The sequence below is a fragment of the Solibacillus sp. FSL K6-4121 genome, assembly GCF_038002585.1.
Lineage (GTDB): Bacteria > Bacillota > Bacilli > Bacillales_A > Planococcaceae > Solibacillus > Solibacillus faecavium.
In genome coordinates, this window is record NZ_JBBOCS010000002.1 from 148,036 (window position 1) to 161,707 (window position 13,672).

Consider the following 13,672-nt stretch of genomic DNA (forward strand, 5'->3'; position numbering starts at 1 on the left):
CACATCTCGCTTTTTGAAGGCGGGATGTATTTTTCTAAGGAGGGGTTCGGAGCATGAGTTCAAAAACGTTACAATACGAACAGGTGGCATTACAAGGGAATATTAGAGTACCGGGGGATAAGTCCATTTCACATCGCGCGGTTATGTTCGGCTCAATTGCAAAAGGCAGAACAACGGTAACCGGCTTTTTATTAGGTGAAGATTGCTTGAGCACGATTGACTGTTTTAAAAAGTTGGGAGTCGAATTTGAAGTAGACGGAACAAATGTGACAATCGATAGTCCAGGTATTGATAATTGGACAGAACCGAAAGAAGTATTATACACAGGGAATTCAGGAACAACTACACGATTAATGCTCGGCATTTTATCAGGTACCTCGCTACATACAGTTATGACAGGTGATTCTTCAATTGGAAAACGTCCAATGCGCCGTGTAGCTGATCCGCTTCGTTTAATGGGCGCACAAATTGCAGGACGTGAAAACGGGCAATATACACCTCTCGCGATTCAAGGTGGTCCATTACAAGCGATTGATTACACAATGCCTGTAGCAAGTGCACAAGTAAAGTCAGCCATTCTATTAGCAGGGCTTCGCGCACAAGGGACGACGATTGTACGTGAAAGCGAAGTATCCCGTGACCATACAGAGCGTATGCTACGTCAGTTTGGTGCAAACGTAACGGTGAAAGACGGGGTTGTATCATTTGAAGGTGGACAACAGCTAACGGGTACGCATGTGAACGTACCGGGCGATATATCATCAGCAGCCTTTTTCTTAGTCGCAGGCGCCGTAACGAGTAATAGCCGTATTGTACTGGAAAACGTAGGTGTCAATGAAACTCGGGACGGAATCTTACAAGTGCTTCAAAATATGGGTGCCAATATGACACTCGAGATTGATGATGCCAATGCAGCCGAGCCTACTGCAACAATTACTGTTGAATCATCACAACTTAAAGGCACAGTGATTGAAGGGGCAATTATCCCTCGTCTAATCGATGAAATTCCAATTATTGCTCTGTTGGCAACACAAGCAGCAGGTAAAACGATTATTAAAGACGCCGAAGAACTAAAGGTAAAAGAAACAAACCGCATTGATGCCGTTGTGAATGAGCTGAAAAAACTGGGTGCCAATATTGAAGCAACAGATGACGGAATGATTATTGAAGGTCCAACGAAATTAACTGGAGCTTCCTTAAAAACATACGGTGATCACCGAATCGGTATGATGGGTGCTGTCGCTGCATTAATTGCAAACGGGGAAGTTACACTGGATGACGCAGACTGTATCGCGGTTTCCTACCCTTCATTTTTTGAACACCTGAATAGATTATCTAAATAAAAGGAAAGCGGCAAAATTGTCGCTTTTTTTATTATTTCTCCTTTGTATATATACGTAAAATTTGAAGGAATGAAATATCGGTTTTCCAAGTGCCTATAACGGAACTAAATGCTATGTATACTATAAAGTATATAAAGATTTTGAGGTATTAAAATTCCAAAAAATAAAAAACATTGAAATGACGAAATGGTCAGAGAATTATGAAGTGGCATGTATACTATATGAAAATAATTAATAATCCATTATGTTGTCTCTAGTTTAAGTTGTATAGCTAGGGGCAATTTTTTTACAAACATGATTTTTAGGAAGGTTTAAATGCTTGTTTTCAATAAATAATGATATATGTTAAAGCTTTTCCTTGAGAACCGCGAATCAGTCATGTAGCATAAATATTGAAAACAAAAGAAAAAGGTGAACGACTTATGGAACAATTACTACAGGCGATTCAAGAAGGTAATTTAGAGCAAGTAAATACTCTTCTTGAATCATTTTTAATGGAGGCTGAACCAGCAGCACAATATGAAATTGCCGAGGCACTTATGCATTATGGATTTTTAAATGAAGCAGACAAAGTTTTCGAGCATTTACAATTTTTATTTCCCGAGGAAGCTCAGATTTCAATTGATCGCGCAAGTGTTTTAATTGAAATGGGAGAAGAGGATAATGCGCTTGATTTGTTGATGGGTATTGCAGATGATGCACCAGAATATCCACAGGCACTTTTAGTTTTAGCGGATTACTATCAAATGCAAGGATTATTTGAAGTAGCAGAACAACGTATTAATGAAGCATTACAGATTTTGCCTCATGAGCCTTTATTACAATTTGCAAAAGCAGAATTATTATTCGAAACTGGGAGATTTTCTGAAGCAGTACGTATATATGAAGAACTCTATACTGTTGACAAAAAATTTGCTGGTATAATATTAGCCCAACGCCTTGCAGAAGTTTACCGTGCCGGAGCAGGGTATGAAAGAGCGTTGGATTATTATATGGAGGCATTGGAAGAAGAAGTAACTGCAGATTTACTGTTTGGCTCAGCTTATGCGGCATTCCAAACGGAAAAATATGAACTCGCTATAAAACAACTGGAAGATTTAAAGGAGTTAGATCCGGATTATTTCTCAGCCTACTTATTGTTGGCGGAAAGCTATGCAATGCTTGAAGACAATGAGCGAGCATTGAAGACCATAAAAGAGGGCTTGAAACGCGATGAGTATGACAAGTCACTGTATTTATTTGCAGGAAAGATGGCGATAAAAAACAGTATGATACAGGAAGCAACTGAATATCTACACGAAGCGATTGCGCTAGACCCAGAATATATGGAGGCAATTTTAATATTGATGTCTGTATATAGTACAGAACAGCGCTTTGAAGAAATTATTGCACTATATGAACAGCTACAACAAAATGAATTTGAATGGGTTTCGCTCTATCCGTTTGTTGCCAATGCCTATAATGAAGAAGAACAGTTTGAAAAAGCATACGAAATTTATAAAGAGGCATATACTGAATTTAAAGATGATGTTGAATTCTTGGAGAAATATTATCTGTTTTTAGTTGAGGATGGTAAGCGTGAGGAAGCAAAAAAAGTTGTGGAGCGACTTGTACAATTACAACCTTCAGAACAACAATGGACTGATTTATTAGAACGCTTTGAGTAAAGGGAGGATTGCATGTTGACCTATTTCGTACCACTGAATGATAAAAAGCTATTCATCAGATGGTTTTTGAAAAATTTCCAATTAAAAAGGCGTGAAGGGGTATGGATTTTAAATTACTTATTAAGTAATGATGAATTGTTGGAAAATGTTCACTTCGTTGATGAGGCACACTATTGTCCACGGTCTATCGTTATGTCGACAATTGAGACGACGAGTATCCCTTTTAGATTTTATAAAGAAAATATTATGACATCTGATGCTGAAAAAGCCTTTCATGATTTACGTATTAATGCAAATGAATCTATTTATTTTCAACTGAATTTTCCTAGCATTCCGCCAGAGCCTTTATATTTGGCGGTGCTGGAGGAAAATCCATATGTACCTAAAGACTTGTTTATAAGCGAAAAAGATCGTTTAGCAGCGCAGCGATTGCTGGAGAATAGCGTATTGGAGTTTCAGGAGCAACAGCTTTTAAAAGAGATTGATGAGGCGCTGGATGCAGGAGATAAAGACCGCTTTTTTGAGTTATCAAATTTACTACAGGCGTTGAAATATACGAAGTGAATATAACTATTAAAAAAATACTTATTGCCTATTTTCGTAGTATTCAAAAGACCTAGGAGGAATGAAAATGAATTTTAAAGTGACAGATATAGAACAATTTCAAGCACAAAAGCAATTTATTGATACCGCTATTGTTCCTCTTTTACAATTGGATTTTACAGAACAAGGAATGAAACAAAGCAGTTCTGCTGCAGAATATTTAATGTCTTTAACGAATTTTATAGAACAGCAATTCAAAGGACGTCTTATGCTATTCCCCCCGTTTTCCTATACGGTTAGCACAAAATCTGAAGCTTTGCCTACGTCAATCGAACAAGAATTAAAGAATGCGGGATTTAAATCTATCATTTTTGTAACTTGTGACCATAGTTGGACAGAATTTAAAGAATTTTTAAATATTATTTGGCTTCCTTCAATCCCCCTTGAATCTATGGATAAATCAGTAAAACAACGTATATTGGAAGATCAATTGAAACAAGTTATACCAACTTTGACAAAAATTTGGGTATAATTGCACTCTATTTGTTTCATTAAATGTTCACAATCTACACATATGGAAATGAATGCTATATTGACCAACTTATTCAGTTGATATATCATAGATATGTCCTAGTTATTTACTATTTTTAAAAGTATATGTCCGTTGGACTGACCTTTTAGTAAGAGGGGGGAAAAGGATGAGTAAGAATCGAGTTACAAGACGTCAATTTTTAACGTATACGATTACTGGCGTAGGTGGATTTATGGCTGCAGGTATGTTAATGCCAATGGTTCGTTTTGCAATTGACCCAATTCTTCAAACGAAAGAAGAAGGAGATTTTGTACAAACAAGCAAAAAAGCTGCTGAAATTACAGAAGTTCCAGTAAAAGTTGACTTCTCGTATGAACAAACAGATGGTTGGTATAAATCAGAGGTTGCCGATGCAGCTTGGGTTTACAAAGAAGGCGATCAAATCGTCGCAATATCACCTGTATGTAAGCATTTAGGTTGTACTGTAAACTGGGCAAGTGATCCAACACACCCAGATCAGTTCTTCTGTGCATGTCACGCGGGACGTTATGAGAAATCAGGTGTAAACGTAAAAGGTACACCGCCACTTGGACCACTAGATATGTTTGAAGTGTCAGAAAATGATGGTTTCTTAATGCTTGGGAAAAAAATCGCAAACACACACAGTAACTAAATAAGTTAGGGGGTACGACACAGTGCTAAATAAAATTTATGATTGGGTCGATGAACGTTTAGATATTACTCCTATTTGGCGTGATATTGCCGACCACGAAGTGCCAGAGCACGTTAACCCTGCCCATCACTTTTCAGCATTCGTTTACTGTTTCGGGGGATTGACTTTCTTCATTACAGTTATTCAAATTCTATCAGGTATGTTCTTAACGATGTACTATGTACCAGACGTAGAAAATGCTTGGAAATCAGTTTATTATTTACAAAACGAAGTAGCGTTCGGTGAAATCGTTCGTGGTATGCACCATTGGGGGGCATCTCTAGTAATCGTTATGATGTTCTTACATACACTTCGCGTATTCTTCACAGGTTCGTATAAAAAACCTCGTGAGTTAAACTGGTTAGTTGGTGTAGGTATTTTTGCAATTATGTTAGGTTTAGGCTTCACAGGTTATTTATTACCATGGGATATGAAAGCGTTATTTGCAACTAAAGTAGGTATCGAAATTGCTGCATCTGTTCCGTTTTTAGGAGAAATAATAAAAACACTTTTAGCTGGGGATTCTACAATTATTGGTGCGCAAACATTAACTCGTTTCTTTGCAATTCATGTATTCTTCTTACCAGCAGCACTATTTGCTTTATTGGCAGTTCACTTTATTATGATCCGCCGCCAAGGTATTTCAGGACCTCTATGATCTGAAACTAATTGTATGATTTTTTAAGGAGGGGACACTATGCAACGCGGAAAAGGTATGAAGTTCGTAGGGGATTCACGTGTTAAAGCGAATAACCGTATGCCGAACGTGCCGAAAGATTATACCGAATATCCAGGGAAAACAGAAGCTTTCTGGCCTGACTTCTTATTAAAAGAATGGATGGTTGGTGCAGTTTTCTTAATCGGTTATTTACTATTAACTGTCGCACATCCTTCACCACTAGAGGGTCCGGCAGATCCAACTAATGCATCTTATATTCCGTTACCGGACTGGTATTTCTTATCGATGTACCAATTATTAAAATATACTTATGCATCTGGGCCATATAATGTAATTGGAGCTATGGTTATCCCAGGTATTGCATTCGGTGCATTAGCATTAATACCATTTTTAGATACAACACCTGAACGTCGTCCGTCAAAACGTCCATTACCGACAGCTTTCATGTTGTTAGCAGTAGCAGCACTTATTTATACAACTTGGGAATCTGTAGAAGCAACTGATTGGGATGCGGTTGATGCACAAGGTGAAATTACGGATAAACATTTAGGGCTATTGCCTGATGTTGAAATCGACGAAACTTCTGAAGGCTATGAAATTTACCAAGCACAAGCTTCATGTATTGGCTGTCACGGTGGAGACTTAGCTGGTGTATCAGGACCAATGCTTTTAGGTAATGAATTAACAGCAGAAGAAGTACAAGAAGTAATTGTAAATGGTCGTGGTGGTATGCCAGCAGGAACATTTACAGGTACTGATGAAGAGCTTCAAGTTTTAGCTGAATTTATTGCTGGATTAAAAGAAGCAGAATAATAATATTTAATTTAGAGAGGGTCAGAATTCTGACTCTCTTTTTTTGATAGATTACTAGAAATATATTAATTAGAGTCTAAGATTTCTGTTGCTTGGCAGCAAAGATTCTTTATTCAAAATTAAAGGAAAATTTTGCTTCTCGCCTAAAGCATGTTTATAATAAAAGACGTACATTGTTTATGTAAGTTGCACAAAATACATATGAAATGAAGATTTATTAGGAAAAGAAGGAGAAAAAATGAAAGCATATATCATGCAATTATGGTATTTAATGAACCATCGTGCCTTTTTAAGCTTATTACTTGTTGTTAACTTATTCGGTACAATTTACGGATATTATTGGTATAAAGGGCAGCTTGCAGCTACAGATCCGATTTATTACATTTTCGTTCCAGATTCTCCAACTGCGAGTTTATTTTTCTGCTTTGCCATTATTGGGTGGCTATTAGGGAAAAACTACAAACTAATGGAAGTGCTAGCACTTATTACGCTCATTAAATATGGCTTATGGGCTGTTGTAATGAATCTTCTTACATTGGCGGAAACCGGGGAATTAGGAGCAGCTGGGTGGATGCTTGTGGCATCGCATTTCTTAATGGCTGTTCAGGCAGTTTTATATTTACCGAAATACCGATTTAAAATGTGGCACGTGATGGTTGGTGCCATTTGGACGCTGCATAATGACGTGATTGACTATTTATTTGGTCAAATGCCGTTTTACCGTGTGATCAACCAATATCCAAGTGAAATTGGCTACTTCACATTTTGGCTATCTATTGCATGTATAATGCTCGCTTTTTTGGAAAGTCGTAAGCGCGAATATTTGCAACAACAGTAAAAAGCCTTTAAAATTAAAGAGAATTGAAGATATAGAAAGGGAGTTCGGAAATGGGAATGTATATCGTTTATTTTATCATCATTATGCTCTTGCCGTTGTACGCACAAATGAAGGTAAAAAGTACGTATAAGAAATTTGCAAAAGTGTCTGCTGAAAAGGGTATGACAGGGGCGCAAGTAGCACGTTACATTTTAGATCAGCACGGCTTAACAGATGTGCGTGTCGTGCCAACACAAGGTTATTTAGCGGACCACTACAATCCCGCAACTAAAACAGTTGCGTTATCAGAAGACAACTATTACAACTCTTCGATCGCAGGTACAGCTGTAGCAGCGCACGAAGTAGGTCATGCGATGCAACATGCGGATGCATATTCGTTTTTAACATTACGTTCAAAATTAGTGCCATTGGCTAGTTTCTCTTCAAATATGTCATGGATTTTCGTGTTAATTGGTATTTTTTCATCTTTATCAGGTTTCCTATTGCTAGGTATTGCGTTATTAGCAGCAGGTGTTGTATTCCAATTAGTTACATTACCAGTCGAGTTTGATGCATCAAAACGAGCTATGAACGAAGTCGTTTCTTTAGGGATTATTAACAATACGGAAGAACGTTCTGCACGTAAAGTATTAAATGCGGCAGCAATGACATATGTTGCAGCAGCAGCTGTAGCAGTAATGGAGCTATTACGTTTAATCTTAATTTACACTGGTATGACTTCAGACGATTAATAAAGAAAACTGGCCGGAACATATTAGGTTCCAGTTCACGAAAAAAAGCAATTGCTCGGTGCAATTGCTTTTTTTGTTCCTCCATTTATTTGGAGGTTATCCCATTATTTATTCATTTTAATCTAGTGGTTGTTTTTTATCGTCTAATGTAAAGCCTTCACCGGACACATCATGAACGTCCATAATCGTAACAAACGCATGAGGGTCAATAGAATGAACAATGGATTTTAATCTTACAAGCTCACTACGTGAAACGACACAATAGAGAACATTGCGGTGTTCTTTCGTAAAGTGACCATGTCCATCAAAAATCGTTACACCACGATCCATATTTTTTGTAATTAAATCTGCAATCTCATCAGAGTGTAAAGAAATAATAAATGCACCTTTTGCTGAATAAGCACCTTCCTGAACGAAGTCAATCACCCGACCTCCTACATAGACAGCTACTAATGTATACATCATCGACCTTGCATCTAAAAACGTCATCCATGAAAAGATAATAACAAAAAAATCAAAGCCGAACATCGTTTTCCCCATGCTCCAGCCGAAATATTTATTGGCAAGTCGAGCTAAAATATCTACTCCACCCGTTGTCCCGCCAAAGCGGAAAACAATACCTAAACCGATACCGACAAATACCCCTGCGAATAAGGACACGAGAAATAAATCATCCTTCAAGTTCATGTTAAATTCATAGATTTGAAAGATTTTCAAAAAAACAGATACGCCAATCGTGCCGATTAATGTATAGATAAACGACTTTTTCCCGAGCAATTTCCAACCAAGAATAAACATTGGTATATTTAATAGTAAATTCATTAATGCTGGGTCCCAATTTAGTGTAAAATATAAAATAAGTGTAATACCACTAAATCCGCCTTCTCCTAGCTGGTTTTGCATATTAAAATGTACAAAGCCAAAACTAAAGATAGCGGAACCAATGAGGATCCCGATGATATTTTTTATTTTTATTCCTTGCATTGTCATCCTCCTATAATCTATTGTGAAAGAAAATATGTGTCGAAGCAGGAAAAAGGCTACATCGTTTATTATGTTGGATTTCGATGTATTTGACAACAGTGGGCTAAAACGAATCATTATTAGCGCCTGTGAACATATTATTGAAAACTAATTAGGATTATAGTCAAAAAAATAATGAAATACTGCATTAACTAAAGTTCAAAGGAGTTTTATGTAATGACAATTAAAGTCGCAATTGCTGGTGCACGAGGTAAAATGGGTATGGAGGCAGTTCATACGATAATTAAAAATGATGGAATGGAATTGGTTGCTGCCCTGGATTACAAAGACGTCGGCACAACGTTAGGAGAATTGGATGAGTTTCCAAAACAATATGAAGTTCCAATTTATACGAATTTCCCGGAACTTGTACGAGATACAAAGCCGGATGTGCTTGTCGATTTAACAAATCCACATTTCGTTTTTGAAAGAACTAAACAAGCATTATTACATAATGTAAGACCAGTTGTTGGGACAACAGGTTTTACAGATGAGCAGCTTGAGGAATTACAGCAATTAGCAAAAGATAAACAATTAGGCTGTATTATTGCCCCGAATTTTGCTATTGGTGCAATATTAATGATGAAATTTGCTAAAGAGGCTGCGAAGTATTTCCCGGATGTCGAAATCATTGAAATGCATCACGATCAAAAGCTGGATGCGCCATCTGGTACTGGAATTAAAACGGCCCAAATGATTAGTGAAGTAAGAAACACTAAAGAACAAGGGCATCCGGATGAAAAAGAAACACATACTGGTGCAAGAGGTGCAAACATTGAAGGCATGCATGTTCATTCCGTTCGCCTACCTGGTTTAGTGGCGCATCAACAAGTTTTGTTTGGTGGGACAGGTGAATTATTAACAATCCGTCATGATTCTTTAAATCGAGGTAGCTTTATGGGTGGAGTTACATTTAGTATTGAAAAAGTTATGAATTGTAATACATTAATATACGGATTAGAGAACATCATTTAGAAATGAGATGAAATTTATGAAAATTGCATTAATTGCACATGATCGAAAAAAAGACAATTTAATTCAATTTGCCATTGCATATCGGGATATTTTGGAAGAGCATGATCTGTATGCGACAGGTACTACTGGTACAATGATTGAGGCTGAAACAGGACTTAACATTACAAAATTCCGTTCGGGTCCATTAGGAGGGGACCAACAAATTGGTGCCATGATAGCGAACAATGATATGGATATGGTTTTTTTCTTCCGTGACCCATTGACTGCACAGCCACATGAGCCGGATGTAATGGCATTAGTGCGATTATGTGATTTATATCATATTCCCCTTGCGACAAATATGGGGACTGCAGAAATTTTACTAAAGGGTTTGCAGGAAGGCTTTGTCGATTGGCGCATTTTAGCGGAACGCAGAAAATAGTGAATAAAGTAATCATGCTAAAGCATAATTGCGGTAAAATATTTACTAACGAAAGTTAATCGTATTGTTGAGAGGATGGGGAGACTAATGAAAAAACTTAAAATTGGTATTACATGTTACCCGACAGTTGGAGGTTCTGGTGTTATCGCCACAGAACTTGGAAAGATGCTAGCGGAACGGGGACATGAAATTCACTTTATTACATCGAGCGTACCATTTCGGCTTAATAAAATTTATCCAAATGTTTTTTTCCATGAAGTTGAAGTAAATAATTACTCAGTATTTCAATACCCACCATACGATATTGCATTAGCAAGTAAAATGGCCGATGTTATTAAGGAAGAAAAACTAGATATATTACATGTACATTATGCAATTCCTCATGCTGTTTGTGCCGTTTTGGCAAGACATATGAGTGGTGAGAATTTTGGCATCGTTACAACTCTTCATGGGACGGATATTTCAGTTTTAGGTGAAGATTCGACATTAGCTCAGGCAATTAAATATGGAATTGATTGTTCGGATGCTGTTACCGCCGTTTCTGAATCACTAAAACAGCAGACATATGCCTTAATAGATACGAAACAGAAAATCGAAACAATATATAATTTTGTCGATGACAATGTGTTTAAACCAGTAGATCCAGGAAATTTAAAAGAGCAATTTGGTATTTTGCCACATGAAAAAGTAATCATTCATATTTCGAATTTCCGCAAAATAAAAAATTTACCGGATGTTGTAGATTCTTTTTTGAAAATCCGAGAAAAAATGCCGGCTAAATTGCTGTTAGTTGGAGATGGACCTGAAAAGCATCGTGTAACCGATCTTGTTAAAGTATCGCCATATAAAGATGATATTTTATTTTTAGGGAAACAGGAAAATATTACTGAACTTTTTGCGATTAGTGATTTGAAGTTACTACTTTCTGAGAAGGAATCTTTTGGCTTAGTACTATTAGAGGCAATGGCATGTGGAGTTCCTGGAATCGGTACAGCAATTGGTGGTATTCCGGAAGTGATTAATCATGGAGTGAATGGCTATTTAGTTCCTCTTGGCGATACTCAATCGGTCGCTGATTATGCGGTCGAATTATTGCAGGATGAAGTAAAACATGCAGCATTCAAACTGGCAGCATTACAGGCAGTACGTGAACAATTCCACGAATCGAAAATGGTAGAACAATACGAGCGAATTTATGAAAGAGTGGTTCAAGAAAAAAATGCACTGGCAAGCAGCTAAGAAAGTCATCAATACGATAGAGCAGGCAGGATTTGAAGCGTATATAGTAGGTGGGGCAGTCCGCGATTATTATTTAAAAAAAGAGAATAATGATGTTGATATTGCGACAAGCGCATTACCAGAAGAAGTTCAGGCGATTTTTACCCATACAATAGACGTAGGGATAGCCCATGGTACTGTGCTTGTCCTTGATTTTGGGGAACCGATTGAAGTGACGACATATCGAACTGAATCAGGTTATAGCGATCACCGCCGTCCGGATGCCGTTCATTTTGTCCGCAACTTAAAAGAAGATTTAAAGCGTCGTGATTTTACGATGAATGCTATGGCACTTAGCAAATCAGGTGACTATATTGATTATTATAATGGACGTCAGCATATTGATAATAAAGTAATTTGTGCTGTCGGTGAGCCACTTCAGCGATTTGAAGAGGACGCGCTTCGAATGCTGCGCGCTGTCCGATTTGCTTCACAGCTCCAATTCTCGATTGAACATCAAACTTTGCAGGCTATTCATCAAAAAGCATCTACCATCTCATATATTTCAATCGAACGAATTCAAGTGGAGCTTTCAAAAATTTTTACATCCAAACATACCCAAATGGGAATTGAGTATATTGAAAATACATCATTAAGCAACTATTTACCTGGTAAATTCAATCATCATAGTTGGACCGGGTTTGACTCAGAAGATCGGCAAGTTGGATGGGCATACTTTTGTCTAGTAAATGAAAGTGACCTTTCTTTACTTACGGCGTATCGCTGTTCAAACAAGGATAAACTGTTTACAAAAAGTGTTTTAGGTGCGTATGGATGCTTACTAAATGGTATGTCGCCGATTGATTTATTGCGCTATGATTTATCTGTTTTAGAAACTGCATGCCAATTTGCAAAATGGCAAAATAATGTTCTGCCTTTTTCTTTTGATGATTTAGTTTATCGAAAAAGCGCATTACCGATACAGCATGTAAATGAACTTGCTTTTTCCGGCAGAGATCTAATGGAGTGGTCTTCAAAAAAGCGTGGCGCGTGGATTAAAAGGACTTTGGATGCGGCGATTTTGGCTGTCTTAAACAGAGAAGTAGAAAATGATAAACAACAATTAAAGGAATGGTTTCATGCATTTCACGATGAAGGATGAAATATTAAAACGTTTTTTAAATGCGAACGGAGAACCGATTTCAGGGCAAGTGTTAGCAGATGAGCTTCAAGTATCAAGAACGGCTATTTGGAAACACCTGCAAACATTGAAGCAAGAAGGCTATGAGTTTGAAACGGTAAAAAAAAGAGGTTATAAGCTTGTGACAGTACCGGATAAAGTCGATATGGGTCAATTACAACAATTTTTAAAAACAGACCGATATGGTCGACAGGTGCATTATTTTGAAAGTGTAGAATCAACACAGTTAGTTGCCCATGAGCTTGTAAGAGAAGGTGCGCCTGATGGCACGGTTATAATTGCAGAGCATCAAACAGCAGGACGTGGACGCATGATGCGTGAATGGGAATCATCGGAAGGGAAAGGAATCTGGATGACGATTATCATTCGACCTGAAATTGCCCCTCATCAAGCCCCGCAGTTTACACTTGTTACAGCTGTAGCAGTTGTAAACGCCATGAAAGCTATGTTTAAAAATTTTACTCCTGAAATTAAATGGCCGAATGATATTTTAATTAAAGGTAAAAAAACGACGGGGATTTTAACCGAGATGGTTGCAGAAGCAGATCGTATACAAGCTTTGTTAATTGGTATCGGAATTAATGTAAATCAACAAATGGATGATTTTCCAGAGGCTCTACAGTCGATTGCAACTTCAATTGCAATTGAAGAAGGTGAGCCGATTGAGCGTGTACATCTAGTTGCAAATGTCCTTGATTTTTTAGAGCACTATAGTGATATGTATGTGAAAAACGGCTTCGGTTTCATTAAAACACTATGGGAAGAGTCTTCCGGTACGATAGGGAAAAGAGTAAAAGCAACTACTTTACGGGAAGTTGTTGAAGGAGAGGCAATCAGTATAACTGAAAATGGTGTGCTTGAAATCCGTCAGGCAAACGGTGAAGTTAAAGGTATATACTCTGCAGATATCGAAATATTGTAATTAAATATGCTGTACGTTTTCTTCCAAAATTGTTATAGTAGCTCTAGGACAGTA

The 13,672-nt window shown here is 37.5% G+C and carries 15 protein-coding genes; 14 read left to right on the forward strand and 1 reads right to left on the reverse strand.

Features of this window, described 5'->3' with window-relative positions; all coding sequences use genetic code 11:
• Positions 1-53: 53 nt before the first annotated feature.
• From aroA to MHH95_RS10255, 9 genes are all read left to right on the forward strand, one after another.
• Positions 54-1,343 carry a 3-phosphoshikimate 1-carboxyvinyltransferase gene (gene aroA, locus MHH95_RS10215; protein WP_340727447.1) on the forward strand — a complete coding sequence of 430 codons (1,290 nt, stop codon included), beginning with the start codon at positions 54-56 and terminating at the stop codon, positions 1,341-1,343.
• A gap of 422 nt (positions 1,344-1,765) precedes the next feature.
• The gene (locus tag MHH95_RS10220) at positions 1,766-3,010 is read left to right on the forward strand and encodes a tetratricopeptide repeat protein (RefSeq protein ID WP_340727448.1); all 1,245 of its coding nucleotides are present in this window, start codon (positions 1,766-1,768) and stop codon (positions 3,008-3,010) included.
• A 12-nt stretch (positions 3,011-3,022) separates the two neighbouring features.
• A complete protein-coding gene (locus tag MHH95_RS10225) occupies positions 3,023-3,574 on the forward strand; it encodes a ReoY family proteolytic degradation factor (RefSeq protein WP_445683006.1) in 552 nt (183 codons plus the stop codon).
• Between the two features lie 67 nt (positions 3,575-3,641).
• Complete coding sequence (locus MHH95_RS10230; protein ID WP_340727450.1) at positions 3,642-4,085, forward strand: YpiF family protein; 444 nt, start codon at positions 3,642-3,644, stop codon at positions 4,083-4,085.
• Between the two features lie 166 nt (positions 4,086-4,251).
• Positions 4,252-4,758 (forward strand): QcrA and Rieske domain-containing protein, encoded by a 507-nt coding sequence (locus MHH95_RS10235; RefSeq protein WP_340727451.1) that lies wholly within the window; start codon positions 4,252-4,254, stop codon positions 4,756-4,758.
• A gap of 22 nt (positions 4,759-4,780) precedes the next feature.
• Complete coding sequence (gene qcrB / locus MHH95_RS10240; protein ID WP_191698144.1) at positions 4,781-5,455, forward strand: menaquinol-cytochrome c reductase cytochrome b subunit; 675 nt, start codon at positions 4,781-4,783, stop codon at positions 5,453-5,455.
• A gap of 39 nt (positions 5,456-5,494) precedes the next feature.
• Positions 5,495-6,289, forward strand: coding sequence for a menaquinol-cytochrome c reductase cytochrome b/c subunit (locus MHH95_RS10245; RefSeq protein ID WP_340727452.1), 795 nt, complete (start codon positions 5,495-5,497; stop codon positions 6,287-6,289).
• Positions 6,290-6,527: 238 nt separating this feature from the next.
• A complete protein-coding gene (locus MHH95_RS10250; RefSeq protein ID WP_339215761.1) occupies positions 6,528-7,127 on the forward strand; it encodes a DUF1405 domain-containing protein in 600 nt (199 codons plus the stop codon).
• A 50-nt stretch (positions 7,128-7,177) separates the two neighbouring features.
• Positions 7,178-7,858 (forward strand): zinc metallopeptidase, encoded by a 681-nt coding sequence (locus MHH95_RS10255; protein ID WP_191698141.1) that lies wholly within the window; start codon positions 7,178-7,180, stop codon positions 7,856-7,858.
• A gap of 117 nt (positions 7,859-7,975) precedes the next feature.
• Here MHH95_RS10255 and MHH95_RS10260 read toward each other — a convergent pair whose 3' ends face one another.
• A complete protein-coding gene (locus MHH95_RS10260) occupies positions 7,976-8,842 on the reverse strand; it encodes a YitT family protein (protein ID WP_340727453.1) in 867 nt (288 codons plus the stop codon).
• A gap of 216 nt (positions 8,843-9,058) precedes the next feature.
• Here MHH95_RS10260 and dapB point away from each other — a divergent pair, with 216 nt between their 5' ends.
• The 5 genes from dapB to MHH95_RS10285 all read left to right on the forward strand — a co-directional run bounded on the left by dapB (position 9,059) and on the right by MHH95_RS10285 (position 13,618).
• Complete coding sequence (dapB, locus tag MHH95_RS10265; RefSeq protein ID WP_340727454.1) at positions 9,059-9,856, forward strand: 4-hydroxy-tetrahydrodipicolinate reductase; 798 nt, start codon at positions 9,059-9,061, stop codon at positions 9,854-9,856.
• Between the two features lie 16 nt (positions 9,857-9,872).
• Positions 9,873-10,277, forward strand: a complete 405-nt coding sequence (gene mgsA / locus MHH95_RS10270) for a methylglyoxal synthase (RefSeq protein ID WP_340727455.1) — start codon at positions 9,873-9,875, stop codon at positions 10,275-10,277.
• Positions 10,278-10,364: 87 nt separating this feature from the next.
• On the forward strand, positions 10,365-11,516 hold the full coding sequence (gene bshA / locus MHH95_RS10275) for an N-acetyl-alpha-D-glucosaminyl L-malate synthase BshA (RefSeq protein WP_340727456.1): 1,152 nt from the start codon (positions 10,365-10,367) through the stop codon (positions 11,514-11,516).
• The gene (locus MHH95_RS10280; RefSeq protein WP_340727457.1) at positions 11,473-12,657 is read left to right on the forward strand and encodes a CCA tRNA nucleotidyltransferase; all 1,185 of its coding nucleotides are present in this window, start codon (positions 11,473-11,475) and stop codon (positions 12,655-12,657) included. Before bshA ends, MHH95_RS10280 begins: the two co-directional genes overlap by 44 nt.
• Positions 12,635-13,618 (forward strand): biotin--[acetyl-CoA-carboxylase] ligase, encoded by a 984-nt coding sequence (locus MHH95_RS10285; RefSeq protein ID WP_340727458.1) that lies wholly within the window; start codon positions 12,635-12,637, stop codon positions 13,616-13,618. The genes MHH95_RS10280 and MHH95_RS10285 overlap by 23 nt, the downstream gene beginning before the upstream one ends.
• Positions 13,619-13,672: the final 54 nt, after the last annotated feature.